The 25198-nt window shown below is 63.6% G+C and carries 26 protein-coding genes and 1 pseudogene; 17 read left to right on the top strand and 10 right to left on the bottom strand.

Annotated features, from left to right (window positions below; translation table 11 throughout):
- Nucleotides 1-9: 9 nt before the first annotated feature.
- On the bottom strand, nucleotides 10-1314 hold the full coding sequence (gene aspS / locus GJ630_RS12370) for an aspartate--tRNA(Asn) ligase (RefSeq protein ID WP_191449975.1): 1305 nt from the start codon (nucleotides 1312-1314) through the stop codon (nucleotides 10-12).
- Nucleotides 1315-1507: 193 nt separating this feature from the next.
- On the opposite strand from aspS, the gene GJ630_RS12375 reads away from it, so the two are divergent.
- From GJ630_RS12375 to GJ630_RS12400, 6 genes are all read left to right on the top strand, one after another.
- Complete coding sequence (locus GJ630_RS12375; RefSeq protein ID WP_064287733.1) at nucleotides 1508-2407, top strand: ABC transporter permease subunit; 900 nt, start codon at nucleotides 1508-1510, stop codon at nucleotides 2405-2407.
- Nucleotides 2404-3153: an ABC transporter ATP-binding protein gene (locus GJ630_RS12380; RefSeq protein ID WP_191449976.1), complete on the top strand. Its 750-nt coding sequence runs from the start codon at nucleotides 2404-2406 to the stop codon at nucleotides 3151-3153. The genes GJ630_RS12375 and GJ630_RS12380 overlap by 4 nt, the downstream gene beginning before the upstream one ends.
- Complete coding sequence (locus GJ630_RS12385) at nucleotides 3150-3722, top strand: hypothetical protein (RefSeq protein ID WP_014040912.1); 573 nt, start codon at nucleotides 3150-3152, stop codon at nucleotides 3720-3722. Before GJ630_RS12380 ends, GJ630_RS12385 begins: the two co-directional genes overlap by 4 nt.
- Before the next feature lie 148 nt (nucleotides 3723-3870).
- Nucleotides 3871-4362 (top strand): Lrp/AsnC family transcriptional regulator, encoded by a 492-nt coding sequence (locus GJ630_RS12390; RefSeq protein WP_014040911.1) that lies wholly within the window; start codon nucleotides 3871-3873, stop codon nucleotides 4360-4362.
- Between the two features lie 156 nt (nucleotides 4363-4518).
- On the top strand, nucleotides 4519-4953 hold the full coding sequence (locus GJ630_RS12395) for an NAD-binding protein (protein WP_371727506.1): 435 nt from the start codon (nucleotides 4519-4521) through the stop codon (nucleotides 4951-4953).
- A gap of 2 nt (nucleotides 4954-4955) precedes the next feature.
- Entirely contained in the window at nucleotides 4956-7160 is a 2205-nt protein-coding gene (locus GJ630_RS12400; protein ID WP_191449978.1) for an APC family permease, read from the top strand.
- Here GJ630_RS12400 and GJ630_RS12405 read toward each other — a convergent pair whose 3' ends face one another.
- Nucleotides 7161-7874 carry a phosphoglycerol geranylgeranyltransferase gene (locus GJ630_RS12405; protein WP_014040908.1) on the bottom strand — a complete coding sequence of 238 codons (714 nt, stop codon included), beginning with the start codon at nucleotides 7872-7874 and terminating at the stop codon, nucleotides 7161-7163.
- Between the two features lie 161 nt (nucleotides 7875-8035).
- Between GJ630_RS12405 and GJ630_RS12410 the strand changes: the two genes are divergently transcribed.
- The 3 genes from GJ630_RS12410 (at nucleotide 8036) to GJ630_RS12420 (ending at nucleotide 9164) form a co-directional block, all read left to right on the top strand.
- Nucleotides 8036-8512, top strand: coding sequence for a hypothetical protein (locus GJ630_RS12410; RefSeq protein ID WP_050007016.1), 477 nt, complete (start codon nucleotides 8036-8038; stop codon nucleotides 8510-8512).
- A 62-nt stretch (nucleotides 8513-8574) separates the two neighbouring features.
- Nucleotides 8575-8976, top strand: coding sequence for a Rieske 2Fe-2S domain-containing protein (locus tag GJ630_RS12415; RefSeq protein ID WP_129755427.1), 402 nt, complete (start codon nucleotides 8575-8577; stop codon nucleotides 8974-8976).
- Nucleotides 8973-9164, top strand: coding sequence for a hypothetical protein (locus GJ630_RS12420; RefSeq protein WP_050036858.1), 192 nt, complete (start codon nucleotides 8973-8975; stop codon nucleotides 9162-9164). The genes GJ630_RS12415 and GJ630_RS12420 overlap by 4 nt, the downstream gene beginning before the upstream one ends.
- A 24-nt stretch (nucleotides 9165-9188) precedes the next feature.
- Here the strand turns inward: GJ630_RS12420 and GJ630_RS12425 are convergent, their stop codons facing one another.
- Complete coding sequence (locus GJ630_RS12425) at nucleotides 9189-11714, bottom strand: DNA topoisomerase I (protein WP_191449979.1); 2526 nt, start codon at nucleotides 11712-11714, stop codon at nucleotides 9189-9191.
- Nucleotides 11715-11937: 223 nt separating this feature from the next.
- On the opposite strand from GJ630_RS12425, the gene GJ630_RS12430 reads away from it, so the two are divergent.
- Both GJ630_RS12430 and GJ630_RS12435 read left to right on the top strand, forming a co-directional pair.
- On the top strand, nucleotides 11938-12483 hold the full coding sequence (locus GJ630_RS12430) for a hypothetical protein (RefSeq protein ID WP_050036856.1): 546 nt from the start codon (nucleotides 11938-11940) through the stop codon (nucleotides 12481-12483).
- Nucleotides 12484-12653: 170 nt separating this feature from the next.
- Complete coding sequence (locus GJ630_RS12435; protein ID WP_151103950.1) at nucleotides 12654-12950, top strand: hypothetical protein; 297 nt, start codon at nucleotides 12654-12656, stop codon at nucleotides 12948-12950.
- Between the two features lie 47 nt (nucleotides 12951-12997).
- Here GJ630_RS12435 and gatB read toward each other — a convergent pair.
- Nucleotides 12998-14514, bottom strand: a pseudogene (gene gatB / locus GJ630_RS12440) (Asp-tRNA(Asn)/Glu-tRNA(Gln) amidotransferase subunit GatB).
- Nucleotides 14515-14657: 143 nt separating this feature from the next.
- Here gatB and GJ630_RS12445 point away from each other — a divergent pair.
- From GJ630_RS12445 to GJ630_RS12460, 4 genes are all read left to right on the top strand, one after another.
- Nucleotides 14658-14954: a hypothetical protein gene (locus tag GJ630_RS12445; RefSeq protein WP_064287723.1), complete on the top strand. Its 297-nt coding sequence runs from the start codon at nucleotides 14658-14660 to the stop codon at nucleotides 14952-14954.
- A 21-nt stretch (nucleotides 14955-14975) separates the two neighbouring features.
- The gene (smc, locus tag GJ630_RS12450; RefSeq protein ID WP_191449980.1) at nucleotides 14976-18563 is read left to right on the top strand and encodes a chromosome segregation protein SMC; all 3588 of its coding nucleotides are present in this window, start codon (nucleotides 14976-14978) and stop codon (nucleotides 18561-18563) included.
- Nucleotides 18556-19521: a ScpA family protein gene (locus GJ630_RS12455; protein ID WP_191449981.1), complete on the top strand. Its 966-nt coding sequence runs from the start codon at nucleotides 18556-18558 to the stop codon at nucleotides 19519-19521. The genes smc and GJ630_RS12455 overlap by 8 nt, the downstream gene beginning before the upstream one ends.
- An 87-nt stretch (nucleotides 19522-19608) precedes the next feature.
- Nucleotides 19609-20712, top strand: a complete 1104-nt coding sequence (locus GJ630_RS12460; protein ID WP_191449982.1) for a site-2 protease family protein — start codon at nucleotides 19609-19611, stop codon at nucleotides 20710-20712.
- 30 nt (nucleotides 20713-20742) lie between these two features.
- Here GJ630_RS12460 and GJ630_RS12465 read toward each other — a convergent pair whose 3' ends face one another.
- On the bottom strand, nucleotides 20743-21393 hold the full coding sequence (locus GJ630_RS12465; RefSeq protein ID WP_064287719.1) for a hypothetical protein: 651 nt from the start codon (nucleotides 21391-21393) through the stop codon (nucleotides 20743-20745).
- Between the two features lie 48 nt (nucleotides 21394-21441).
- On the bottom strand, nucleotides 21442-21678 hold the full coding sequence (locus tag GJ630_RS12470) for a hypothetical protein (protein ID WP_014040897.1): 237 nt from the start codon (nucleotides 21676-21678) through the stop codon (nucleotides 21442-21444).
- Between the two features lie 94 nt (nucleotides 21679-21772).
- Between GJ630_RS12470 and GJ630_RS12475 the strand changes: the two genes are divergently transcribed.
- On the top strand, nucleotides 21773-22024 hold the full coding sequence (locus GJ630_RS12475; protein ID WP_014040896.1) for a hypothetical protein: 252 nt from the start codon (nucleotides 21773-21775) through the stop codon (nucleotides 22022-22024).
- 20 nt (nucleotides 22025-22044) lie between these two features.
- On the opposite strand, the gene GJ630_RS12480 is transcribed toward GJ630_RS12475, so the two are convergent.
- The 4 genes from GJ630_RS12480 to GJ630_RS12495 all read right to left on the bottom strand — a co-directional run bounded on the left by GJ630_RS12480 (nucleotide 22045) and on the right by GJ630_RS12495 (nucleotide 24189).
- Nucleotides 22045-22743, bottom strand: coding sequence for an SDR family NAD(P)-dependent oxidoreductase (locus GJ630_RS12480; protein WP_064287718.1), 699 nt, complete (start codon nucleotides 22741-22743; stop codon nucleotides 22045-22047).
- A 105-nt stretch (nucleotides 22744-22848) separates the two neighbouring features.
- On the bottom strand, nucleotides 22849-23094 hold the full coding sequence (locus GJ630_RS12485) for a hypothetical protein (protein WP_014040894.1): 246 nt from the start codon (nucleotides 23092-23094) through the stop codon (nucleotides 22849-22851).
- Between the two features lie 213 nt (nucleotides 23095-23307).
- Entirely contained in the window at nucleotides 23308-23739 is a 432-nt protein-coding gene (locus GJ630_RS12490) for a hypothetical protein (protein WP_023843359.1), read from the bottom strand.
- Nucleotides 23740-23751: 12 nt separating this feature from the next.
- On the bottom strand, nucleotides 23752-24189 hold the full coding sequence (locus tag GJ630_RS12495) for a hypothetical protein (protein WP_008312770.1): 438 nt from the start codon (nucleotides 24187-24189) through the stop codon (nucleotides 23752-23754).
- A 193-nt stretch (nucleotides 24190-24382) separates the two neighbouring features.
- Here GJ630_RS12495 and GJ630_RS12500 point away from each other — a divergent pair, with 193 nt between their 5' ends.
- Nucleotides 24383-24973 (top strand): HalX domain-containing protein, encoded by a 591-nt coding sequence (locus GJ630_RS12500; RefSeq protein WP_014040891.1) that lies wholly within the window; start codon nucleotides 24383-24385, stop codon nucleotides 24971-24973.
- Nucleotides 24974-25198 lie beyond the last annotated feature (225 nt).

The following is a 25198-nucleotide window of genomic DNA, read 5'->3' on the forward strand; positions in this document are numbered from 1 at the left end:
CGTCGTCGCCTACGGCGACAGACGCTGTCGGTCTCGCGGGAACAGTACCGCTTCCCGGATGTTCTCCAGCCCGAGCATCGTCATGATGAGGCGCTCGCCGCCGAGGCCCCAGCCGGCGTGTGGCGGCATGCCGTACTTGAACATCTTGGTGTAGTACTCGAAGGCTTCCGGGTCCAGCCCTTGCTGTTCGAACCCTTCGACGAGGTGGTCAAAGCGGTGCTCACGCTGGCCGCCCGAAACCAGTTCCATCGACGGGTGCATCATGTCGAAGCCCGTCGAGACCTCCTCGTCGTCGTCGTGGTCCTTGATGTAGAACGGCTTGATCTCGCTGGGCCAGTCGGTGATGAAGTAGTGCTCGCCGACTTCCTGCCCGAGGACGTGCTCGGCCTCCGTCGAGAGGTCGTCGCCCCACACCAGCGGCTCGTCGAGTTCGCCGGTGGCGTTGATGCGGTCCAGGGCGTCCTCGTAGGTGAGTCGCGGGAAGTCGCCCTCGGGGGCCGCGAACTCATCTTCGAGGCCGAGCGCTTCCAGCTCGTCCTGACAGTTCTCGGCGACGCCCTCGTAGGCAGACTGGACGACGTGCTCGCAGGCGTCCATCGCTTCGGTGTGGTCGTAGAACGCTGACTCGAAGTCGATGGAGGTCGCCTCGTTGAGGTGTCGCGGCGTGTTGTGCTCCTCGGCACGGAAGATCGGGCCGATCTCGAAGACGCGTTCGAGGCCGGAGCCGACCATCAGCTGCTTGAACAGCTGCGGGCTCTGGTTCATGAACGCTTCCTGCCCGAAGTAGGTGATCGGGAACAGCTCGGTGCCGCCCTCGGTCCCCGTAGCGACGATCTTCGGCGTGTTGATCTCCGTGCAGTTGAGTTCGCGGAACGCCTCGCGGACCGAGCGGAGGACTTCCGCGCGGATCTCGAAGATGGCCTTCACTTCGTCCTTGCGGAGGTCGAGCGTGCGGTTGTCAAGGCGGGTCGGGAGTTCGGCGTCGACCTTGCCCGAGGGGTCGAGCGGCAGTTCGGGGTCGGCCTCGGAGATGACGTCGACCGACTCTGGCGTGACTTCGACGCCGGTCGGTGCGCGCGGCTCCTCCTCGACGTCGCCGGTGACCGAGATGACCGACTCGCGCTGGACGTTCAGCCCCGTCTCCACGAGGTCGTCGTCCATCTCGTCTTTCTCGAATTTGACCTGTATCTTTCCGGTGGTGTCTCGAAGGATAAGGAAGGCAATACCACCGAGGTCTCGGATCTCGTGGACCCAGCCGGCGACGGTGACCGTGTCACCCGGCGTTGCGTCCGCCGTGTAGGTTCGGTTTTCCATGGACGTTGGTTCTTGTGGGCCTAACTTAAGAACAGTCTTTCGAGGCGAGGGCGCAGGTCCCTCTCGGACGCGGTTGGTCTCGGGACAAGACGCCATTGATGATCAGGTCCGGCCGAAGCGATAGCTCGGTGCCGTGTAAACAGAGTAGCCGTTGACAGTGTGTTTTATATGATACACTTTCAAACCCGCCAACATGGCCCTCCCCCGATGGTTTCCCGTCGCACGGAAAGAGGCAGTCGCGTTACTCAAATCGAAAGGAACCTGGATACTTGCGCCCCTGCTCGTCGTCTGGGGGTATGGTCCCACCTACCAGAGTTGGGACGTGCTTGGCCCGAACGTCACGGTTGGCTTCGTTCAGGTGGCCGGGTCGTTTCTCCTCCCGCTGGGTGTCCTGTTACTCACGTATCGGTCGATTATTCAGGAGCGCACGTCGGGCAGTTTGAAATTCCTGCTTGGACTGCCCCTCACGCGAACTGATATTCTCATCGGCAAGGTCTTCGGTCGGAGCGTCGGGGCTGTGCTCCCGTTTACCCTCGCAACAGTTATTCTCGGCGTGATTGGCGGTGTCAAGTTCGGGCTGTTCTCCCCGTTACGTTTCATCGGCGTGTTTCTGGTGACAGTGCTGTACATCGTTGTGCTCGTGTCAGTCGCAACAGCGGCATCGGCAGCCACGACCAGCACAGTCCGTGTCACCAGCGTACTCTTCGGCGGTTTCTTTCTGCTGCTGACACTGGGGTGGAAAATCGTTGGTGTCCGTCTCTACCTGGCTGTGACCGGCAACGCAGTCAATCCGCTCGAACCGCCGGCTGACGGTCTGTTGTTCGCTATACTTCGGCTTTCGCCAGGTCGAGCGTACCGAACTGTAACGAACTGGATACTCGGACTGGCGAACTCCGGTGGCCAGTACACGTCAGTCATCGACGTGCTGTATCCCGGTATCTCAACCAACGAGTACGTCGTTGATGCAGCCTTTAGTGGACAGCCAGTTCCGGTCTACCTTCACGAATCGCTCGCCCTCGTCGTACTGCTTTTCTGGGGTGTCGTCCCGCTGGCACTGGCCGGCTATCGGTTCAAGCGAGGTGACCTCGCATGACACCGCCGGCAATCGAGACCGACGGGCTTTCGAAGCAGTACGGCGAGACTGTTGCGCTCGATGCGCTGAACATGACCGTTGCACAGGGCGAGGTGTACGGCTTCCTCGGCCCGAACGGTGCCGGCAAGTCGACCACGATCAATCTACTGATGGACTACATCAAACCAACGTCGGGAACGGCCCGCGTTCTCGGCCACGACCCGTGGAACGATGTCGTCGCCTGCCACCAGCGTGTCGGTATCTGTCCCGACCGCTTCGAGACGTATGCGTCGCTGTCTGCGCGGCGGCACCTCGAACTGGTGATCGATACGAAGCGTACGGACGACGACCCGCGAGCACTGCTCGAGCGCGTTGGACTGGCCGACGCTATCGAAAGACCCGCTGGCGAGTTCTCACAGGGGATGGAACAGCGGTTGGCACTCGCGATGAGTCTCGTCGGGGAGCCGGACCTCCTGGTTCTCGACGAACCGTTCACCGGGCTCGACCCCCACGGCGTCGCGCTGGTGCGAGATGTTGTCGAAGCCGAGTCCGAACGCGGTGCGACGGTGTTCTTCTCCAGTCACGTCCTCGGGCAGGTCGATCTGGTCTGTGACCGTGTCGGGATCCTCTATGAAGGGGACCTCATTGTCGAAGGGGCCCTGCCGGCGCTCCGGGACACCTGTGACCTTTCGTCTGACGCGACAGTCGAAGACATCTTCATGACACTGACTGACGGCTCCGATCACGCCGAGGCGGTGGACGCATGAACCGCCGCCAGTATCTGGCTGTATCGACGGCAGCGCTGTCCGGTCTCGCCGGCTGTCTCGGCGATACCGAGTACACTATCTCCAGCGTTGAAACCGAAGATGATTCGCACCCGCTCGCACTCGACGTGACAGTCGTTGACCGGGATATCGAGATCGAAAGCCCCGGTCGGCTGGACATAACCCTCCGAAACACTGGGACACAGGACCTCAGCATCAAGAACACCGGCGTCTGGCCACTCGGGGTGTTAGGACTGGTTTCAGCAGGCGATTCGGGGTCACTCGACATCTTACTACTGACTGACGAGTATGCGGAGGTAGATACCGTCGAGATACGGCCAAACGGAGCGAACAAAGACAACGCCCCACTCACCGGAACGCTGGAGGCTGGTGAATCCATCGAGCGGCAGTACGAACTCATCGGGCGGCGGGTTTCAACTGCCGGCACGTACACGTTGCAGGGCTACTTTGACGAAGTCCCCCTCTCCTACCGCACGGACGAGGATGCGGACTGGGTCGCGTACCACCCGTCAGTATCCGTGACACTCACCGAACAGTCGGTGCTTCCCTGAGACACAGCGGCGTCTGTGCCTCGAATCCACATAGCGAGTCCCTGTGTTGCTGGCGAACCACAGCGGAGTGTCGAGGACAGTCGGGCGATACCAAGGCGTCGGGACAATATCCTGAACCTTTGTACTGGTAGCCGCCGAAACAATCGACATGGCCGACGCGGAGTACCCTATCGACGATCTGGACCGGAACATCATCTACGCGCTCCAGCAGGATGCGAGACACACGTCGGCGAGTGAGATCGCTGAATCGCTTGACGTCTCCGCACGAACTGTTCGGAATCGCATCACAAAGCTCGAAGAGGCCGGCGTTATCGCCGGCTACGATGTCGATGTCGATTACGAGGCCGCGGGGTACCAGCTCCATACGCTTATCGTCTGTACGGCACCGATCCACGAGCGCGAGGAGGTCGCACAGCGGGCGCTCGACGTGTCCGGCGTCGTTGCCATCCGGGAGGTCATGACCGGGGCCGACAACGTCCACGTCGAGGTGGTCGGAACCGACGGGAACGACCTGAGCCGAATCGGCAGGGACCTCAACGATATCGGACTGGAGGTCGTCGACGAGGACCTTATTCGGAACGAGTACACCCGGCCGTTCCACCAGTTCGGTCACGACGATACCGAGGGTGAGTCTAAATAGTATAATCTTCCGAAAGGTGATTATATATCTATAATAGTCCGGAATCGGAATCATCTCCTAGATATTTATCGGCTTCCGGAACCAATGGGTGGATACCGGTCGGGTAACTCCGGCCCCTAAGAACTCATGGTATCTCTTACCGGACTCCGCGAACGAGTGGACGACGACATCGACCCCCCGTCGGTGCTGGTCATCAGCGACCGTCACGTCGGGTCTGAGGTAGTAACGGCGTTAGACCGAGGCATCGATGCCTGTCTCGTCACCGACCACGACGGCGTTGCCGGGCAAACGCCCGACGACACCCGCGTGGTAGTCGGTGACGGGCGGGAGCGTACTGTTCTTCAGGACGCCGGGGCCCAAACGACCGATGTCGCTCTGGTATCGATGCAGACGGACCACGGGTCGTTCCTCGTGACACAACTGCTTCGGACACAGTTCGATGTCGAAACCGTGGTCGTCGTGCTCAACGACCCACAGAACCGGCCGGCGTTCGAGTCGGCTGGCTCGACGGTGATCTGTGGCTCACGCGTTCTGGCGACGGAACTGGAACGCTCCGTCGAAACATCGCTCCGGACGCCGGAAACCGCGTAACCATGGCCAAGGATCTGGAACGCGACCTCGGACTGCTGTCAGTGGTAGCGATATCCATCGGCGCGATGGTCGGCAGTGGCATCTTCATCCTGCCGGCGCTGGCGGTGAAAGACGCCGGGGCCGGCATCATCGCTGCCTACCTTCTCGCGGGCGTACTTGTCCTTCCTGCCGCACTCAGCAAGGCCGAGATGGCGACAGCCATGCCGGAGGCCGGCGGCACGTACGTCTATATCGAGCGGTCGATGGGGCCGCTGCTGGGCACAGTTTCGGGACTCGGAACGTGGTTCTCACTCTCGTTCAAGGGCGCGCTCGCGCTCGTCGGCGGCGTGCCGTACCTCGTCCTTCTGTTCGACCTGCCGATCCGTCCGGTTGCAATCACGCTCGCCGTCGTTCTCGTCCTCGTCAACATCCTCGGCGCGGAACAGACCGGGCGACTCCAGATCGGCATCGTCGCGGTGATGCTCGTGGCGATCGGCTGGTTCGTCGCCGGCGGCGGTCCGGCGGTCAACACCGCGAGTTACGGCGGGATGTGGGAGTACGGCGCGAGCGGCATCTTCGCCGCGACCGGCCTCGTGTTCGTCTCTTTCGCGGGCGTGACGAAGATAGCCTCTGTCGCCGAAGAAGTCGAAGACCCGGACCGCGTCATCCCGCTCGGGATGCTCGGCTCGCTTGGCTTCACCACACTGCTGTACGTCCTCGTCGTCGCCGTCGTCGTCGGCGTCATCCCGCTCGACCAACTCGCCGGAAGCACGACGCCCATCGCGGACGCGGCCGAGGCGACGCTGGGAACTGCTGGCGTCGCGGCCGTCGTTCTCGCGGCGATTCTGGCGCTGGTCAGCACGGCCAACGCCGGCATCCTCTCCTCGTCGCGGTACCCGTTCGCCATGAGCCGTGACGGCCTCGCACCCGACCTGTTCAGCACGGTCAGCGACCGGTTCGGGACGCCGGTGACCGCGATTACGCTGACTGGCGGCGTAATGTTGCTGCTCATCCTCTTCGTTCCGATTCTGGAAATCGCGAAGCTCGCGAGCGCGTTCAAGATTCTCGTGTTCGCGCTCATTAACGTCGCGCTCATCGGCTTCCGCGAGAGCGACGCCCCCGACTACGACCCTTCCTTCGAGGTGCCGCTGTACCCGTGGACGCCGATATTCGGCACCATAACCGGCTTCGCCCTGCTGACGCAGATGGGCCTCATCGCGATCGTCGGGGCCGTCGGTATCGTCGTCGGCAGCGTCGTCTGGTATCTGGGCTACGTCCGGCCGCGGGTCACCAGAGAGGGCGCGATCAAGGAGTCCGTCCGCCGGAGCATCGGCGACCGCGCGCTCGACCGGACCGAAGAGACACTCGACGAGACGGCGGAGACTGCCGTGCTCGTCGCGCTTCCCGAAGGGTCCTCGCGACGGAGCGAAGCGACACTGCTGGAAGTCGGGGCCGCGCTCACACCCAACGGTAGCAGTCTCTCTATCGTCCAGTTCGACGAAGTACCCGACCAGCAGCCCCTCGATTACGCCTCCGGCGTCCAGTCTCACGACGACCTCGAGTTCGAGTGCCGGACCGACACGCTGGCGGCTGAGTTCGATGTTCCTGTCGAATACGGCGAACTCGTGAGCCACCATCCCGAGCGGGCCGTCGCCAACGCCGTCGACGAGCGTGGCGTCGATGTGCTGCTGGTGGAACGCGGTGCGTCGTTCGAAGACTCGCTACTGGGTGACAGTATCGACCGCATCCGGAAACAGGCCGACTGTGACACTATCGCCGTCGACGCACAGCCGCTTGACGCGCTGGAGACGATCACGCTTGTCACCACCCGCGGCCCGTACGACCCGCTGAAAGTCCGCGTCGGCAACGCCGTCGCGACGGAGACCGGAGCCGACCTCCAGTTCCTCTACCCGCTCGACGAGCGCCAGTCCACGGAGGAACGCCAGCAACTCGAAGCGTACCACGACGATCTGCTGGACCTCTGTGACGTGCCGACGGAGCGGACCTTCGTCGACCGACAGGAGTTTTCAGCGGCGATAGACGCGGCTGACAGCGACAGAACGCTCCTGATACACGCGAACAACGGTGGGCTCGCGGCTCGTACGTCAAACGACGACGGGTCTACGCAGTCAGCAATTCAGGACAGCGACCACGCGTCGATTGAAGTGGACACGAAACGTCACCCCGACGGCGTCGTCGGCCGACTGCTCGAACGGCTGGCGTTCTAGCTACCGGACCGTCGCCGTCGCGTCTTTCGCGCCTTTCACCGTCTCTCGCACCGCGTCGACACCTTCGTCGTGGACGAGGTCGCCGACAACGATGGTGTCGGCGTGCTGTGCCATCGTGCGGGCGGATTCGTAGTCGTGGATGCCACCGCCGTAGAACAGCGTGGCGTCGTCGAGGATGTCCGCGGCGGCGGCGACGATGTCGGTGTCGCCGAGCATCCCCGAGTACTCGACGTAGACGATTTCCTGCCCGAGGAGGTGTTCGGCGGCTTCGGCGTAGGCGGCCACGTCGTCCGCGTCGAGGTCGCAGTTGGCCTGCGTGTAGGACGCCACCGACGCTTCCGGATTCATCACGATGTAGGCCTCGGTGAAGGTCCGCGACCAGTCGATATCGTCGTCCATGCGTATCCACTCCTTGTGCGCGCCGGTGATCCATGCCACGTCGCCGGCGTTCATCACGACCGGGATGAGATAGCCGTCGTGGCGGTCGCTGTGGACGACCGATGCAGGGTTGGACGGCTCGATATACACGGGAATGTCGTGTTTCCCGCAGGCGTCGACGACCCGCTTCATCTTCTCTTCTGTCATTCCGGTGGTCCCGCCGACTTCGATGGCGTCGGTCCCCGTCGCCGCGACGTCTTCGAACGTCTCTCCGTCGACTAGCGTCTTGTCGGGGTCTATCTTCACGATGTGGTCCCAGTCCGCCCAGTCGCTCATACCTGCCAGACTTGCGCGTGGCCGTATAACCGCTTCGGATACACCGACCACAGTGGGTCACACTGACAGCCCGCCCGGACAGACAGATAGCGACCGAGTGGCGTCGGCGCTATACGTATATCTCCGAAGATTTATGATGGCTATGTTACAATCGTCAGACAATGACAGCGGACAGGCACCGGTACGTCGTCGCTACCATCCGGGCCGTCCTCGTGTTTACGGGGGTCGTCGTCACGGTGGGAGTGCTGTACTCCTTCTCGACGATGCCGACAGCGTCGTCGTCCAGTGCGGGCTTCGTCCGCGGGCTCTCGTATCTGTTCGGTAGCGTTTTCTTTATTCTTGCGCTGGGCGGTGCCGGACTCGGCATCGCCTTGCCATCGCTGCTGGGAGCCGACGACGCGCTGGCGTTCGACCGCTGGCAACGCCGCTGTCTCCAGGGCGCTGGCGGTCTCTTCGTCGGCGGGTTCGTCGTCGGCCTGTCGACGGGGCTGCTCACCGAGTTGCAGTTCGGCCTCCTTCTCTGGCTCGTCGCCATCGTCCTTGCTGTGCTCGTCATCAGTTGCGTCTTGGTCTGGCGACTGTTCGAGGTGTTCGTTACTGCACTGGTGCGCCTCATCGCCGCGGAGACCGGAGAATGATGCGCACAGTTCCCGCCGTACTACGGTAACGCTGATACCGGCGGCAGCCAAACACGCCAGCCGTGCAGCGACTTACGACAGTCGAGACGGTCCACGAGGACGGGTCGTGGCTGTTCACCGCCGAAGACCCATACGGCGACCTGGAGGAGGTCGTTCTCGTCCCCTGCGAGGACGGCGTCGAGGCGTGGGTAAACCGATGTACGCACGAGGCACAGCGGTTCGACACCGGGCGAGGCGTTCCGATGCGGGACGACCAGCTCATCTGCCCCCGACACGGCTCACTGTTCGATGCCTGCGACGGCGGCTGTGACAACGGCGACGCCGCGGGGACGACGCTCCCCGGCGTCGAGGTCTCGGAGACTCACGGCGACGTGTTCCTCACGGACGACGACTACACGTTCGCCCACGAGGGCGGTATCGATGACGACGACGGCCCGAGTTCCACGTCTCACCTCCAGCTGTGACCACTGGCCACAGCATCGACCGGGACCGACTCCGGGCCGGCGTCGTCGAATGCCCGCTCTGTGAGCGCCAGATTCCCGAGCCGGTCACACACGCGGTCGCCTACGGTACCGTCGACACAGTCACAGCCGACAACGCGGACGCCGTCGAGTGTCCGGTCTGTGACGGCGTGACGTTCGTCGCCGACTGACCGGAAAACCGGCGACTTCAAATCTCAGGCTTCCAGTTCGTCCTGCCACTCCCGGACCTGCGTGGCGCTGACGCCCTGCACCTCGGTAGCGACGATGTCGGGGTCGGCCTCCCGGAGCGCCGCCAGCGAATCGACACCGGCGTCGCCGAGCTTCTCCGCGGTCGCCGAGCCGATGCCGCTCAGGTCTTCGAGGTCCTCGACAGCGGTGCGGGCCTGGTACTCCTCGTAGTTGCAGATGGGACAGCCAAGCTCCCAGGGGTCGTCACTGTCGGCGTCGATGACCAGCTCCGGCAGGTCGTGCTCCTCGCAGTAGGCCTCCGTCACCGAGATATCGCCGTTGCGGGGCAGCGGCAGCGAGTAGTCACAGTCGGGGTAGCGCGTACAGCCGACGAGCCGGGAGCCCGAACGGAGGTGTTTGATGGCGAGTTCGCCACCCTCCGCTTCGGCGGCTTCGCCGCCGTCGCCTCGTTGCTCCGCCGGAGCAACGCCACACTCGGGACACGGCCCGATGACCTCGTCCTCGCTCTCGTCGGCCTTCTCGGCCTCACAGCGGGGACAGCCGTGGACGAACGTGTCCCGGCCGGCGAGCATCTTGACGTGGTACATGTCGTGTTCCTCGCAGTGCTCTTCGAGCACCTGCGGCTCGCCCGTCGACGGCAGCGGGAGCGTGTTGCGACACTCGGGGAAGCCGTCACAGCCGACGAAGTACGACCCCTGACGCGAGCGCCGGACGAGCATGTCCTCGCCGCACTTCGGACAGGGACCGAGCGTCTTGTCGGCCTTCAGCGACTCCTGGAGGTGCTCGCCGATCTCCTCGCGGGAATCACGCAGTTCATCGAACACCCGTTTGAGCATCTCGCGGGACTCGTCGGCCACGTCGTCGAGCGTCGCCTCGCCGTTGGCGATGGCGGTCATGTCCGCCTCTAACTGGGCGGTCATCTCGTCGCTGACGACGTGGTCGGCGAACTCCTCGGCGGCCTCGACGACGGCCATCGCCAGCGTCGTCGGCCGGGGCGGATCGCCCTCGATGTAGCCGCGGTCGTACAGCTTCTCGATTGAATTGTGACGGGTCGACTTCGTCCCCAACCCCTTGTCCTCCATGGTCTGGATGAGCCGTGACTGGCCGTAGCGGCGCGGCGGCTGGGTCTGCTTGGCCTCCATCCGGACCTCGGAGATGGCCAGTTCCTCGCCCTCCTCCACGTCGGGGACGTGGTTCTCGCTGGCGCTGGAGTAGGGGTACACCTCGTGGTAGCCCGGTTCGACCAGGCGCTTGCCGTTGGCCTTCAGCGAGCGGCCGCCGGCGTCGGCGACGACGCGGAGGTGCTCCCACGTCGCGGCCTCGGCGACCGTCGCGAAGAAGCGCCGGACGACCAGTTCGTAGATCTCCCACTCGTCGTCCGAGAGGTCGACCTTCGGCGGAATCTCTCCCGTCGGGTGAATGGGCGGGTGGTCGGTGGTCTCCTCGTCGCCCTCGGTCGCGGTGATGTCGTCTTGCTCCAGCAGCTTCTCGGCGTCCTCGCCGAAGTGTCCGGCTCCGACGAACTCATCGAGCAGGGCGTCCTCTTCGAGGTCGTCCGGGTAGACCGTGTTGTCCGTTCGCGGGTAGGTGATGTAGCCGGTGGTGTACAGTTCCTCGGCGATAGACATCGCCTGCTGGGCGGAGTAGCCCAGCGAACTGGCGGCGGAGATGAAGGCGGTGGTGTTGAACGGCGTCGGCGGGCTGTCGGTGCGGGTTCGGCGGCGGACGCTCGTGACCGTCGCCGCGTTGACGCCCGTCAGGTCGGCGTAGGCGTCGTCGGCGTCGTCCTCGACCCAGACCCGCTCGGCCTCCTTCCCGTCGTCGTCGTAGAAGTACTGGGCCTCGAAGCCCGAGCCGTTCTTCTGGAGGTCGGCGAAGATCTCCCAGTAGTCCTCGGGGTCGAAGGCCTGGATCTCGCGCTCGCGGTCGACGATGAGCTTCAGCGTCGGCGACTGGACCCGACCAACGGAAATGAAGTCGTCGCCCAGTTGTCGGGCCGACAGCGAGAGGAACCGCGTCAGCGCCGCGCCCCACACGAGGTCGATAATCTGGCGGGCCTCGCCCGCGGCCGCCAGGTCGAAGTCGATGTTGTCGGGGTTGGCGAAGGCGTCCCGGACCTCCCGCTCGGTGATCGAGGAGAAACGGACGCGGTCGACGGGCGCGTCGGTCTCCTCGCGGATGAGTTCGTAGGCCTCCTTGCCGATGAGTTCCCCTTCGCGGTCGTAGTCAGTCGCGATGGTGGCCTCGTCGGCCTCCCGGGCCAGTTGCTTCAGCGTCGTGACGATGTTCTCCTGGGTCGGCTCCTTCGTCACGTCAGCGTCGATGAGTTCGACCGGCTCCACGTCGCGCCAGTCGTTGTACTCCTCGGGGAAGTCGACGCCGACGACGTGCCCGGAGAGGCCGACGACGCGGGTGTTCCCCCACCGATAGACGTTGACGCCGTTTTGCCTGCTCGCGGATGCGCTCCCCTCGGAGAGGATCTCCGCGATGCGGCGGGCGGCGTTGTCTTTCTCGGTGATAATCAGCCGCATGGGACACCACCTGTCTCTGTCATTACTCGTCGCTACGGAGTCAGTTGTTCTAAAGGCTTTCGGGAAAATCAGGCGACAGCGCGGGTGTGCGGGCGCTTGCGGGGCCGCTCGCGCTCGCGCGGAGGTAGCCTCTTACCACTCGGTAGCGGTCCCGCACTGCCGCCGTGACCGGCGGCACTTATCACTTCGATGCACTCTTGCCACTGCCACCCCGACTGCCGGTATGGATCGCCGGACGACCAAACTCCTCCGCGGAACCGCCGCCGCACTCGTCTTCGCGACGGCGACGTTTCACCTCTGGTGGGGACTCCCGCGAAGCATCATCTACGCGCAGGCGATCGAGGGACTCTTCGGACGAGGCCTCCCGCCGGACCCTCGGCCCTTCTTGTTTGTGGCCTTCGCCGCGGTGTTGTTCGCCGGCCCGTATCTCATCACCCGGGGCGTCATCGGCCTGCGGAACGCCTACATCGCCGGGACGCTCCTCATGATCGCGTCCATCGCCGGCTGGGTGTTCTGGCACGCTACTGGACACGGTGCCTTCCTCGTCGAGGGGTTCTCTGCACCGTCGTCCGGTGGCGGCGGACACCACGGCGGGAGTACCGCGTTGCTGATACTAGACCATTTCAACACTGAACCGACCGAATCAGCTATCAAGACCCTCGAAGCCCTCGCCGCTGCGATATTCGTCACGCTGCTGTGGAAGGACCCCGCGATCATCCCGGGCGAGCGGCGCGAGAGCGTCGAGTCGAACGCGTCGAGCGAATCGTAGCACGCAGCTCAGCGTAGCGGCTATCGGGCCGGCCTCTCAAATCAAATCCACCTGTACGATTCAGGATCGATTCGGCAAGGAAACGGCGGTATCGTGACATTTATCATCAATAGTATGTCTCTTGTTACAGGATGGAAACCTCTATCCCGGATGTGATATGGGACCCAGGGATGGACCGGGTGTTCGAGGCGTTGTTTACCCGCCGTCGACGAATGATTCTGTTTATGGTAAAACAGAGTAGTCCACGGCCGATTGTCGACTTTCTGCCCAGAAGTGCCGGGGCCAGAAGTACTGAAACCGAACTCCGCCACGACGACCTGCCGCGGCTGGCCAGTCTGGCATACATCGACTGGGACCGAGCGGCCGATGAAGTATCTCGGGGCCAGCGATTCGACGAAATCGAACCGATGCTCGACCTGCTCGAGAACCACGCTGATGAACTGCCAGCCGACTGGCCACAGCGGTGACTGTGACAACTCACCACTGTGCCGCGCAGGCCGCGTAGGACGCTGTCTTAGCTCTCCAACTCCTCGCGAAGCAGCCCGTTCACGTCGCCGGGGTCGGCGCTCCCGCCGGTCTTTTGCATGACCTGCCCGACGAGGAAGTTGATTGCGCCGTCCTCGCCGCTGTGGTAGTCCTCGACGGCGTCGGGGTTTTCGTCGATGGCTTCCACGACAGCCTGCTGGACCTCGTCGCCGGAGGTCTTGCCAAGCCCTTCGCGGTCGACGACAGCGTCGGGGCCGTCACCCGTGTCGAGCATCTCCCGGAGCACGGTCTCGTGCGCGTTTTTCGCCGTGATATCGTCCTCGGCGACGAGTTCGACGAGCCGGGTCACTTCGTCGAAGCGGTCGTCGATATCGGTGATGGCCATGTCGCGGTAGTTCAGTTCGCCGAGTAGATTGTCGGCGACCCAGGTCGCAGCGAGGTCGGCGTCGAAGCGCTCGGCCACGTCCTCGAAGAAGTCCGCCACCTGCTTCGTGCTCGTGAGCTTCGAGGCGGCTTCCTCGCTGAGGCCGTACTCCGCGACGAACCGCTCGCGGCGGGCGTCGGGGAGTTCCGGAATCGGGACCTCGTCCTTCCAGTGGCTCACGCGAAGCGGCGGCAGGTCGGCCTCCCGGAAGTAGCGGTAGTCTTTCTCCTCTTCTTTGGAGCGCATCGACACCGTGTTGCCGTGGGTCTCGTTGAAGTGGCGGGTCTCCTGCTCGACGGCGCGGCCCGACTGGATGAGCTTCCGCTGGCGGGAAGCCTCGAAGGAGAGCGCCTGTTCCGCGCCCTTGTGACTGGAGATGTTCTTGACCTCGGTGCGGTTGGCGTCTTCGAGGACGGATTCGTCGATGTCACCGTCGTCGTCCACCTCGCTGGCGTCGACCATGGAGAGGTTCGCGTCGATGCGGAGGCTGCCGTCCCGCGTCGCGTCGAACACGCCCAGATACTCCAGTACCTCCTCCAGCTTTTCGAGGAACGACCGGACTTCGCCCGGCGCGCGGAAGTCCGGCTCCGTGACGATCTCCATCAGCGGCGTCCCGGCGCGGTTGTAGTCGATGAGCGTGTAGTCCGCGCGCTCGATGGAACAGGTCCGGGACTCAAGCGGACCCGAGCCCTCGCGGACGTGCTTGATTGACCCGGGGTCCTCTTCGAGGTGTGCCCGGCGGATGTCGACGCTGCGGCGCTCGCTCTCGACGGAGAATTCCAGCTCCCCGTCCTGGCAGATGGGCGAGTCATACTGCGTGATCTGGAAGTTCTTTGGGAGGTCGGGGTAGTAGTAGTTCTTCCGGTGGAAGGTGGTTCCTCCGGAATATCGGCGTCGATGGCCTTGCCGACCTTCACGGCGGCCTCGACCGCCCCCTCGTTGACGACCGGGAGCGCGCCGGGAAGTCCCAGACACACCGGGCAGGTGTGGGTGTTGGGTTCGGAATCGGCCACATCGGTCGAACAGCCACAGAAGATCTTCGTCTCCGTCTCGAGCTGGACGTGGACCTCCAGCCCGATGACGGCCGCGAGTTCGCGGGCTTCGGACGCTTGCGCAGTCATTGTCCGGGATTCGGTGGCGCGTGGCTAAAGGCTAACGACCCTGTACAGTGTCGGGACGGACTCGGCCCTTCGGAGCGGACGTATCACTCGGACTGCCAATGTCTGACGTAGGTATAAGTGTCCACAATGGCTGGGTTACGGATATGTGCGGCAACCGAGTCGAGGAACTCGAAACGCGCGTCAGAGAACTGGAAGCGTCGGTCGAAGGACTGACCGACGAACTCGTCGAATGCAAGGTCCGCATCCGGGAACTCGAAGCCAGCGTCGACGAAGACAACGGATTCAGCGCTGACGAGTCCGACTCGGAGGAATCGGCCGCCACCCCGACGGAGGCCGACACACCTAACACCGAGGATACCGACGAGGTTGATAACAGGGAGGAAGCCGAGGCCGCGTCGGAGACCGAGGAGGACTCGGAGTCCGACATCATCGTCGCGTAGGGCTGTCGGCCACACCACCGCATGCATATCAAAGAGCTCGTCCTCGACAATTTCAAGAGCTTCGGACGCAAGACCCGAATCCCGTTCTACGAAGATTTCACTACTATTAGCGGCCCGAACGGCTCGGGCAAGTCCAACATCATCGACGCAATTTTGTTCGCGCTCGGACTCGCTCGCACCTCGGGTATCCGCGCCGAGAAACTCACTGACCTCATCTACAACCCCGGCCACGCCGACGAAGACGCCGAGTACGACGGCGAACGGCAGGCCAGTGTCGAGGTGATTCTGGCAAACGACGACCGGACGCTGTCACGTTCACAGGTCGTCAACGCCGCCGGCACCGAGGACGTGGGCGACGTGGACGAGATCGCCATCAAGCGCCGGGTCAAGGAGACCGAAGACAACTACTACTCGTACTACTACATCAACGGCCGTTCGGTCAACCTCTCGGACATTCAGGACCTCCTCGCCCAGGCCGGCGTCACTCCCGAAGGCTATAACGTCGTCATGCAGGGCGACGTGACCGAGATCATCAATATGACCGCCGGCTCCCGTCGGGAGATCATCGACGAGATCGCCGGCGTCGCCCAGTTCGACGCGAAGAAGGCCGACGCCTTCGACGAGCTAGAGGTCGTGCAAGAGCGCATCGACGAGGCCGAGCTCCGCATCGAAGAGAAACAGGACCGCCTCGACCAGCTCGAAGACGAGCGCGAGACGGCGCTCAAATACCAGGACCTCCGTGACGAGAAAGAGGAGTACGAAGGCTATCGCAAAGCCGCCGAACTCGAAGACAAACGCGAGGAACTGGCGGCCGTCGAGGAAACTATCGACGAGCTGGAAGCGGAACTCCAAGAACTGCAGACTGAACTCGACGAGCGCCAGGGCGCGGTCATCCGGCTGGAAGACGAGCTCCACGAACTCAATCAGGAGATCGAGCGCAAGGGCGAGGACGAACAGCTCGCCATCAAGCGCGAGATCGAGGAGATCAAAGGCGACATCTCCAGACTGGAGGACAAGGTCGAGTCCGCCGAGGAGACCGTCGAGGCCGCCGAGAACGAGCGCCGGCAGGCGTTCGTCCAGATCGACCGCAAGCAGGAGACCATCGACGACCTCGAAAGCGACATCCGCGAGACGAAGGTCGCCAAATCCAACGTCAAAGCCGACATCGCCGAGAAGGAGTCCGAACTCGCGGAGGTCCAGCAGCGCATCGACGAGGTCGGCGAGGAGTTTCAGGAGGTCAAGGACGAACTGGAGGCGAAGCGCTCGCGGCTGGAGACGCTCAAAAGCGAGAAGAACGACCTCCAGCGCGAGCAGGACCGCCTGCTCGACGAGGCCCGACGGCGCTCGAACGCCGAGGACGAGAAGCGCGAGGCTATCGAGGAGGCTGAAGCCGAGATTCCCGACCTCGAAGCCGATATCGAGGACTTAGAGACGGAACTGGAGAAAGCAAAGCAGAACAAGGCCACCATCGGCGAGGTCGTCGACGACCTCCGGGCCGAGAAGCGGGAACTCCAGTCGGACCTGGACGAACTCGAAGACGAAATCAGCGCGAAACAGCAGGAGTACGCCCAGCTAGAGGCGAAAGCCGGCGAGGACGGGGACTCCTCGTACGGGCGTGCCGTGACAGCGATTCTCAACGCCGGTCAGGACGGCGTTCACGGTACCGTCGGCCAACTGGGTGGCGTTGACCCCGAGTACGCCACGGCCTGTGAGACGGCGGCTGGCGGGCGGCTCGCACACGTCGTCGTCGACGACGACAGCGTTGGTCAGCGCTGTATCGAGTACCTCAAATCACGCAGCGCCGGCCGGGCGACGTTCCTCCCGATCACACAGATGCAGAACCGCTCGCTGGGATCGCTGCCCAGCGCTGACGGCGTCATCGACTTCGCGTACAACCTCGTCGACTTCGACCGCGAGTACGCGGGCATCTTCTCGTACGTGCTCGGTGACACCGTCGTCGTCGACAGCATGGACACCGCTCGCGACCTGATGGGCGACTACCGGATGGTCACGCTCGACGGCGACCTCGTCGAGAAGTCCGGGGCGATGACCGGCGGCTCCTCCTCGGGCACACGCTACTCCTTTTCGGGCGGCGCGGGCAAGCTCGAACGTGTCGCCACGCGCATCAACGAACTCGAAGACGAGCGTGCGGACGTGCGTGAGGACCTCCGGGACGTGGAGGAGCGCCTCGACGACGCCCGCGACCGCGAGTCCGACGCGACCGAGCAGCTCCGCGACATCGAGACGAGCATCGAACGCAAGCAGAGCAAACTGGAAGACACCCGTGACCGCATCGATCAGCTGGAAGCCGACCTCGAAGACATCGCCGCGGAACGCGAAGACGTGGCCGACCAGATGGACGAACTGGAGGCCGACATCGAGGAAAAGACCGAGGAGATCGACGCGCTCCAGCGCGATATCGACGAGCTAGAAGCCGAGGTTGAGGACTCGGAACTGCCGGACCTGACGGACCAGCGCGAGTCCATCAAGGACGACATCGACGGGCTCGAAGACCGCCAGGGCGAACTCGACGCCGAACTCAACGAGTACGAACTCGAAAAGCAGTACGCCGAGGACGCCATCGAGGACCTCCACGACGACATCGAGGCGGCCCAGAACCGCAAGGCCGAACACGAGGAGCGTATCGACGACCTCGAAGCGAAAGTCACCGAGAAACAGGAGCTGAAAGCCGAGAAAGAGCAGGCCGTCGCCGACCTCGAAGAGGAACTGGCCGAACTCAAGTCCGAGCGCGAAGACCTGAAAGCCGACCTGCAGGAAGCCAAGGAAGCCCGCGACGAGCAACAGGCCGCGGTCTCCGAAATCGAGCGCAACCTCGAATCTGAGCAGGAAACTCAGGAGCGTCTGGAGTGGGAAATCGATGAACTCGAAGCGCAGGTCGGCGACTACGACCCCGAGGACGTGCCCGACCACGACACGGTCGAGCGGGAGATCGACCGGCTGGAGACGGAGATGGAGAAACTGGAACCGGTCAACATGCGCGCCATCGAGGAGTACGACCGCGTCAACGACGACCTGCAGGAACTCGAAGACAAAAAGGCGACGCTGGTCGAAGAGGCCGACGGCATCCGCGACCGCATCGATACCTATGAGGCCCGCAAGAAGGAGACGTTCATGGAGTCGTTCACGGAGATCAACGACCAGTTCCAGAACATCTTCGAGCGGCTCTCGAACGGTACCGGCCACCTTCACCTCGAAGACGAGGACGACCCCTTCGAGGGCGGGCTGACGATGAAGGCCCAGCCCGGCGACAAGCCGATCCAGCGGCTGAACGCGATGTCGGGCGGCGAGAAGTCGCTGACGGCGCTGGCCTTTATTTTTGCCATCCAGCGACACAACCCCGCGCCGTTCTACGCGCTGGACGAAGTGGACGCCTTCCTCGACGCGGCCAACGCCGACCTCGTCGGCGAACTAGTCGACGAACTCGCCGGCGACGCCCAGTTCGTCGTCGTCTCGCACCGCTCGGCCATGCTGGAGCGGTCCGAGCGCGCCATCGGCGTGATGATGCAGGGCGACAACGTGAGTGCGGTTACTGGGATTGATCTCAGCGGTGAGGGTGACGGTGACGAGGAGGTGCCGGCTGATGACTGATGAAGGGGTTGAAAGTCAAGCGGATGACATTCCACTCAACATTACCGGCCACGAGGACCGCGACCCGCCCGGTGAGTCGGGCGATGCGGCGGCGCTGCTGGGCGAATCCCCCGATTCAGATGATCCCTCTCCCGAGCAGGACGGCCCCGAAAGCGACTCGGACGACGACAGCGACGACGAGGACGTCGAACCGGTCGAGGTTCTGGTCCAGCTTGCCGACGACGGCGAAATCGACCCCTGGGACATCGACGTGGTGAGGGTCACCGACAAGTTCCTCCAGCGCATCGACGACGCGGACTTGCGCACGTCGGGCCGGGCGCTGTTCTACGCGAGCGTTCTGATCCGGATGAAAAGCGACGCGATGCTGGGCGAGGGCGACGACGAGGAGGACCCCGTCGAGCCGTGGGAGCAGGCGATGCACGAGGACGCACCCATCGAGGACCCGGATCCCTTCGCCGCGCTGGAATCGGAGATGGACCGCCGGCTCGAACGCCGGCGTGCCCGTGGGATGCCACAGACGCTCGACGAACTCGTTCGGGACCTCCGGGACGCCGAGCGGGAGTCGTGGTGGAAGGAGTCCCGGGAATACGACACCAGCGACTCCCCGAGCGGGTACGACCGCGGGACGCAGGAACTGGATTACCGCGGGGCCGACGACATGCGACTGGACGAGGAGCCGTCAGCGGCGGATGTGACCGGGACGGCTCACGCCGAGAACATCGACGACATCATCGCCGATGTCCACGACGCCGTCCGCGAGCAGTACGACCAGGGCCGCGAGGAGGTGCTGTACCGCGAGGTCGACACCGCCGGCGGGACCCGCGTCGAGACGTTCCTCGGGCTCCTCTTTCTCGCCCACCGCGGCCAGGTCCGCCTCCAGCAGGACGACCTTTTCTGCGACCTCTGGATTCAGGACCCCAACGCTGCGACCGGGTCGGACGAGGCCGTCGCGGACTAACGCCCTCCGAGTCCTCTATGGGCGGTGTGCCCCTCTTCTAGTGCCGCGGCAAACAGGTTCAAACGGGTCGAACCCTAAACGTAGGTAATGGCGACCCAGTCCTCGCCGCCGGAGTTACCGGACCCGGAAGCGCTCGCAGACACGTTCTACGTCTACGAGGTCGATAGGACCGCCGACGACGGCGTCCGGTATTACGGCGAGCCAATGACCGAGTCCGAACAGGTCATTCACCGCATCGCGCCGGCGTTCCGTCAGCGCGGGTATCGCGTCGCGCTCAAGCGGGAGATGGGCGAGTGGGTCCTGATCGCGCGGGAGCGGTCCCTCGGCGTCGACGGCGTCCCGTGGCTGAACGTCGGACTCGCCGTCCTGACGTTGTTGTCGACACTGTACGCCGGGACCCGCTGGTACGGGCTGTCTGTTCTCGACGACCCGACAGCCATGCTCGAGGCGTGGCCCTTCGCCGCCGCTGCACTGGGAATCCTTGCGATTCACGAGTTCGGCCACTACGTCATGAGCCGCTACCACGAGGTTGAGGCGAGCCTGCCGTACTTCCTGCCGTTTCCGAACGTGCTCGGGACGCTGGGCGCGGTCATCAGCATGAACGACCACATCCCCGACCGGAAGGCGCTGTTCGACATCGGCGTCGCCGGTCCGCTGGCGGGCCTCGCCGCGACTGTCGTCGTGACCGCCATCGGCGTGACGCTCCCGCCGGTGGAGGTAACCCGTGGGATCGTCACGAACATCGAACTCGGCTACCCGCTGCTGTTGCAGGGCATCGCGGCGGTGATGGGTGAACAACTGGAGTACGCGAACCCGCAACTCCTCCCGAACCCGGTCGTCATCGGCGGCTGGGTGGGGGCGTTCGTGACCTTCCTGAACCTCCTGCCTGTCGGCCAACTCGACGGCGCGCACGTCGCCCGGGCGCTGTTCGGCGACCGACTGTCGCTGGTCCAGCTAGCCGTCCCCGTCGCCCTGTTCGGGCTCGCGGGCTACCTCGTCGCCTTTGAGGGGGGTCGCGCAGCCGGACTGTGGGCGTTCTGGGGGCTCCTGGCGCTGGTGTTCGGTCGGCTCGGGTCGGCGACGCCGCTGGACGAGACGCCGTTGGGGCCGGGCCGCTGGGCTATCGGCCTGGTCACGTTCGTTCTGGGCATGCTCTGTTTCGTTCCAGTACCGCTCGTCATCACGATGTAGTGGCTTCCGGTGGACCGCACTCCCGACCCCTCACAGCCCGTACGGGTCGTACTCGGGCCTGTTGTCGGCGTCGGCAGAGAGATTATATCGGTCCCGGAACTCAGCGAGTAGGTCGTCAGCGGCGGCGGTGAACAACACGGCGACGCCGTAGGGGCGGGCGTACGAGTCGGCGTCGGGCGGGTCGGGGTCGATGAAGATAGCGTCTGTCGGCGGTTCGCCGATACCGGGGAGTTCGGTCAGCAGTGATTCCATCGGCACGAGGCCGGTGAGCACGCTCGGGACGAACGTGCCGCCGGGCAGCGGCGCGCGCGGCTGCACGAAACACTCCGCGACCGGCTCGCCGTCCTCTTCGAGCACGGCGCTTGCCGGGCGTTCGAGCCCCGGTTCCCAGAGGTCGGCCGCCACTTCTGGGACTTCAGCATCCACAGCAAAGTCCATCGCGACGCGGTCGAGCCGCTCGAAGGAAAGTAGCGACCAGGCCTCGTCCGAATCGTCGGGATCACCGCCGAGCGTCGCCTCGACGAGGGCTCCCGTTCGGAGGCCGTCGACTGCCGGTTGGCGTTCGCCGTAGCCGGACTGGTACACGGTGTAGAGCCGCGTCGCGTCGGTGTCGAATAGATTGATGTGCGGGACCGCTTCGACGACGCGGTAGACCCTGAATACGCCCGTACGCTCGTCCATATCTTCCCGACGGGTTCCACCGTCAAGACTCCGCGGACTCACCGCTGCTCAGGCACCCGCCACGAGCTTGAGCCACTCGGTCAGGCAGTCGTCGCTACAGTGGTGGTGGCGCTGTCGTCCGCCGGCCGTATCCAGAACTCCGACGACGAGGTGCCAGTCGTCGGCGTAGACGTGGCCGCCACAGACCACGCAATCGCGCACCGTCTCGTCGTCCGTCCGTTTTCCGACGGATACCGTCTCGACGTAGTAGGTCCCCCCGAGGGCGTACGGCGTTTCCAGCTCCATCGAAACCGTCTGAGGCCCACACACCCGTAAATAGCAGGGGCAAACCGACCGGTTCGACGCAACACGGAGGTAGCCTCGGTTCCAAGCCACAGGTATGAGTCAATCCACAGACCTTCCAGACCCGGACCCGGAACAGCTCCGCCTGGCCGTTGAACGGTTGCTCGACGAGACGGTCGACCGCGACGAGGCGCTCCACGTCACGGCCGACGATATTTCGGTCTCTATTCCGATGCGGTTCGGTTCGGACTCCCCGCAAGCGACGTGGCGGTTCGACGGCGACGTGACGATCTCAGTCGACGGTATTCGGGGGCCGCTCAGAGAGTGGGTCGACCTCCTCGAAGAATAGCCGGAACGGAGGTGAGACGCTCAGAACGCCTCGACGTGGGGGCGGAGGTCGAGTTCCAGCGTCCACGCCGAGCGGTCCTGTTCGACGAGGTGCCAGTACGACTGTGCGATTTCGTCCGGGTCAAGATACGACTGAGTGTCGCGGTCAGCTGCGTCGGCGGCGTTCGTCGGGAGAATCTGGCCATCGATGACGACGTGGGCGACGTGGATGCCTTCGGGCCCGAGTTCTCGGGCCATCGATTCGGCCAGCCCGCGGACGGCGAACTTGGCGGCGCTGAACCCAACTGCGCCGTCGCGGCCCCGGACGGCGGATGTCGCACCGGTGAAGATTATCGTCCCTCCGTCACCCGTCAGCATGTCGTCGACGGCCTCCTGGGAACAGGCCAGCCCGCCCGCCGGACCGACGGCGAGCGCGCGCTGGAACTCGTCGTGTGAAATCTCCTGCGTTCCCTTCCACGCCCCGCCGCTGGCGTGGTTCACGAGCACGTCGACGGGGCCGAACTCGTCCCGGACCTGCTCGAAGCCTGCTGCGACCTGGTCCGGGATGGTAATATCAGTCTGTACTGCGAGCGCGTTGTCACCGAGGTCTGCCGACAGTGACTCCAGATACGACGCCGACCGGGCGAACAGGCCGACCTGACAGCCTTCATCGACGAACGTTTTGGCCAGTGACTCCCCGAGGCCCGGACCGACACCTGCGATAACTGCTGTCCGTGACATATGCATACGAACGACTACTAGGTGGATGAAAGTATGGTCACAGCGGCAATGCGGAGTGGAGGGCCGCAATATCCACGGTGGTGACCGGCACCGAAGGGTTCCGTGTCAGTCGTCTCCTCCGTGTGCGTGGCCGATACGCAGCGCCACGGCGTTGAAGACGACGAGCGCGACGAACGCGATCCGCGTCGCCCCGGAGTTCAGGCCGGTAATCAGTAGCGGGAGATATAAAAACGGGAGTGCAATCGCCGTCCAGAACGCGATACCTCGAACGGCGGAGACGAGCGACTCGTCGAACTCCGGGACGGACTCATCAAACTGGGCGAGTAATTCGTATGCGGACGAACTTGACATATGGGGGACCTACCCACGGCTTCTACTGGAGATAGCTTATAACCTCTAGAGGTTTCCGCCCGTTTCGCTTCGTTTCACGCACAGCGGCCCCTAGCCGTTCATTTTATTACCGGCTGAAAGACGCTTAGACGTTTTATCGGCGGTGTAACTGTGGTATAACCTACTGTAACACTCCCAGTCCCGGTGACGCCTCCGGTGGACGTGTACGACCGATTACGGTCCGAGTAGTGACACAGTTACGTCGTGCGCTGTGTCGCTTAGTGTCGTGCTATCGACGACGTGGTCCGGAAGCGACTCCCGCCACTCGGCGAGTCGCTGCTCGTGGTAGGTCCGATGGCGCTCCACCGAGTACGTCTCATCGTCCGCGGCCCGGAGTTCGTCGGCGGTGTCATCGGGCGTCGGATACGACGGTGCATCCGTAGTCAGCAGTGAGTCGGGCTCGATGTGAACCGTGTCATCGTCGTCGTCGGCCTGAACGACGTGGAGACGCGCCCGCATCCGGCCGCTGAACGGTGGTGTGACGCGCAACACGGTCTCTGATTCGTCTGCAGTCGCTTCAATAGCTGCGACGAGGTCGGTGGCGCTTATCGCGATTGATTTGATGTCTGTCGGGTCAGTTTCCATGGCTGAGTCTGTGTGTCCCATTGGTTCAGGCAGTTACATCCGGTTGCTATAGTCCCAGGTGTGGAGACGGTCGGGCGTGATCGTGATCTGGATCTCGCGGCGGTCGGGTGCGAGCAGTCGTTCGGCCAGTGGTGAGTCGGTCCCGCCGAGATAGCGGTGCAGCAGGTCGGTGAGCACCGTCTTGTCCTCGTCTGTTGTCATCGTCGCTGTACCATTACCTCTGACGCCGCGGTACGGCGGCTCGTTCGTCGAGACTTCGAATGACACGTCGTCGTCATAGTCGAGGTAGTCGACAACCGCTGCGTCTGCCCCGGTCGCACACTCGAAGACACCGTCAACGAATCGGTACCAGAGCGAGAGCATCCAGGGCCTGTCTGCTGGAGTTCGGCACCCGAGACGGAGTGGAACCGTTTCGGCGCTGAGAAACTGTTCCATCTCCCCGCTCGTCCACGGTCCGGAGACGGTCACCATACACACAGGGTACGGTCGCCGCTATGTTAACATCTCTGGCATGAGTCACTGCCCTGTGACAGCACGCCTCCATGAAAAAGTCAACAGACCAACTGCAGTGTTCTCAGAATCGATAATATGCTGGGTACCTTTATCTTGCTGTTCGGGAAAGTCACCGTGAGAGCAGTACGTGAGTCGACAGGAGGGACAACAAGTGCAAAAGCGTGTTGAGACGGAGGAGGCAACGGTTCTCGTCGTCGACGATGAACAAGATATCGCGGATCTGTATTCGACGTGGCTGCTGACCGCACACGACGTTCGGACCGCACACAGCGGTACGGAAGCGCTCCAGTTAGTCGACGCGTCCGTCGACGTCGTCTTTCTGGACCGGCAGATGCCCGATATGAGCGGTGACGAAGTCCTCGATACCATCGCAGAACGGGGTGTCGACCCGGCGGTAGTGATGGTAACGGCCGTCGACCCGGACTTCGACATCGTCGAGATGCCCTTCGACGAGTACCTGACTAAGCCGGTCAGCCGCGAGGACCTCCTCGACACCGTCTCGGAGATGCTCGTCCGGACCACGTACGACGATCAGGTGCAGGAGTACTTCGCCGTGGCCTCGAAGAAGGCGACGCTTGAAACGCAGAAGAACACCGCGCAACTGGAAGCCAGCGACGAGTACCGGACTGTCAGCGAGCGACTCGAAGAACTCCGCGAGACAGCCGATTCCACGGCCGCAGAGATCGACGACTTCGAGGCCGTGTTTCAGGAGTTCCCCGGCGGCGGCCTCTCGTCTGGCTGACCGCTGGCGGTTCTTTTCCCACGAAATTACCATCTACGTCTCCAAACAGTCGTGACAAGCACGACAGCGTTCGGGAGCGACTCGGCGAGGATACCGTCTGCTCGCTCGGAACAGCCCTGCTCGGGCTAGTCGCGTACCGTTTGTTCGGCACGGGCCAGTGATGCTGCTGGCTGCTGGCCGATGTGATCTGGAAAATGCCCGGGGAGGGCAATATACCCGAGCTTT

This window comes from Haloarcula sp. CBA1122 (assembly GCF_009741785.1).
GTDB lineage: Archaea > Halobacteriota > Halobacteria > Halobacteriales > Haloarculaceae > Haloarcula > Haloarcula hispanica.

What these genes read in the sequence shown, in the direction of transcription:
- GJ630_RS12465 (WP_064287719.1), bottom strand. Translation starts at nt 21,393, where the DNA reads ATGGACGAGCGTACGGGCGTATTCAGGGTCTACCGCGTCGTCGAAGCG.
- GJ630_RS12385 (WP_014040912.1), top strand. Translation starts at nt 3,150, where the DNA reads ATGAACCGCCGCCAGTATCTGGCTGTATCGACGGCAGCGCTGTCCGGT.
- GJ630_RS12475 (WP_014040896.1), top strand. Translation starts at nt 21,773, where the DNA reads ATGAGTCAATCCACAGACCTTCCAGACCCGGACCCGGAACAGCTCCGC.
- GJ630_RS12400 (WP_191449978.1), top strand. Translation starts at nt 4,956, where the DNA reads ATGGCCAAGGATCTGGAACGCGACCTCGGACTGCTGTCAGTGGTAGCG.
- GJ630_RS12455 (WP_191449981.1), top strand. Translation starts at nt 18,556, where the DNA reads ATGACTGATGAAGGGGTTGAAAGTCAAGCGGATGACATTCCACTCAAC.
- GJ630_RS12425 (WP_191449979.1), bottom strand. Translation starts at nt 11,714, where the DNA reads ATGCGGCTGATTATCACCGAGAAAGACAACGCCGCCCGCCGCATCGCG.
- GJ630_RS12435 (WP_151103950.1), top strand. Translation starts at nt 12,654, where the DNA reads ATGGACCGGGTGTTCGAGGCGTTGTTTACCCGCCGTCGACGAATGATT.
- GJ630_RS12430 (WP_050036856.1), top strand. Translation starts at nt 11,938, where the DNA reads ATGGATCGCCGGACGACCAAACTCCTCCGCGGAACCGCCGCCGCACTC.
- GJ630_RS12460 (WP_191449982.1), top strand. Translation starts at nt 19,609, where the DNA reads ATGGCGACCCAGTCCTCGCCGCCGGAGTTACCGGACCCGGAAGCGCTC.
- GJ630_RS12470 (WP_014040897.1), bottom strand. Translation starts at nt 21,678, where the DNA reads ATGGAGCTGGAAACGCCGTACGCCCTCGGGGGGACCTACTACGTCGAG.
- GJ630_RS12485 (WP_014040894.1), bottom strand. Translation starts at nt 23,094, where the DNA reads ATGTCAAGTTCGTCCGCATACGAATTACTCGCCCAGTTTGATGAGTCC.
- GJ630_RS12390 (WP_014040911.1), top strand. Translation starts at nt 3,871, where the DNA reads ATGGCCGACGCGGAGTACCCTATCGACGATCTGGACCGGAACATCATC.
- GJ630_RS12375 (WP_064287733.1), top strand. Translation starts at nt 1,508, where the DNA reads ATGGCCCTCCCCCGATGGTTTCCCGTCGCACGGAAAGAGGCAGTCGCG.
- GJ630_RS12495 (WP_008312770.1), bottom strand. Translation starts at nt 24,189, where the DNA reads ATGGTGACCGTCTCCGGACCGTGGACGAGCGGGGAGATGGAACAGTTT.
- GJ630_RS12480 (WP_064287718.1), bottom strand. Translation starts at nt 22,743, where the DNA reads ATGTCACGGACAGCAGTTATCGCAGGTGTCGGTCCGGGCCTCGGGGAG.
- GJ630_RS12405 (WP_014040908.1), bottom strand. Translation starts at nt 7,874, where the DNA reads ATGAGCGACTGGGCGGACTGGGACCACATCGTGAAGATAGACCCCGAC.
- GJ630_RS12410 (WP_050007016.1), top strand. Translation starts at nt 8,036, where the DNA reads ATGACAGCGGACAGGCACCGGTACGTCGTCGCTACCATCCGGGCCGTC.
- smc (WP_191449980.1), top strand. Translation starts at nt 14,976, where the DNA reads ATGCATATCAAAGAGCTCGTCCTCGACAATTTCAAGAGCTTCGGACGC.
- aspS (WP_191449975.1), bottom strand. Translation starts at nt 1,314, where the DNA reads ATGGAAAACCGAACCTACACGGCGGACGCAACGCCGGGTGACACGGTC.
- GJ630_RS12445 (WP_064287723.1), top strand. Translation starts at nt 14,658, where the DNA reads ATGTGCGGCAACCGAGTCGAGGAACTCGAAACGCGCGTCAGAGAACTG.
- GJ630_RS12380 (WP_191449976.1), top strand. Translation starts at nt 2,404, where the DNA reads ATGACACCGCCGGCAATCGAGACCGACGGGCTTTCGAAGCAGTACGGC.
- GJ630_RS12490 (WP_023843359.1), bottom strand. Translation starts at nt 23,739, where the DNA reads ATGGGACACACAGACTCAGCCATGGAAACTGACCCGACAGACATCAAA.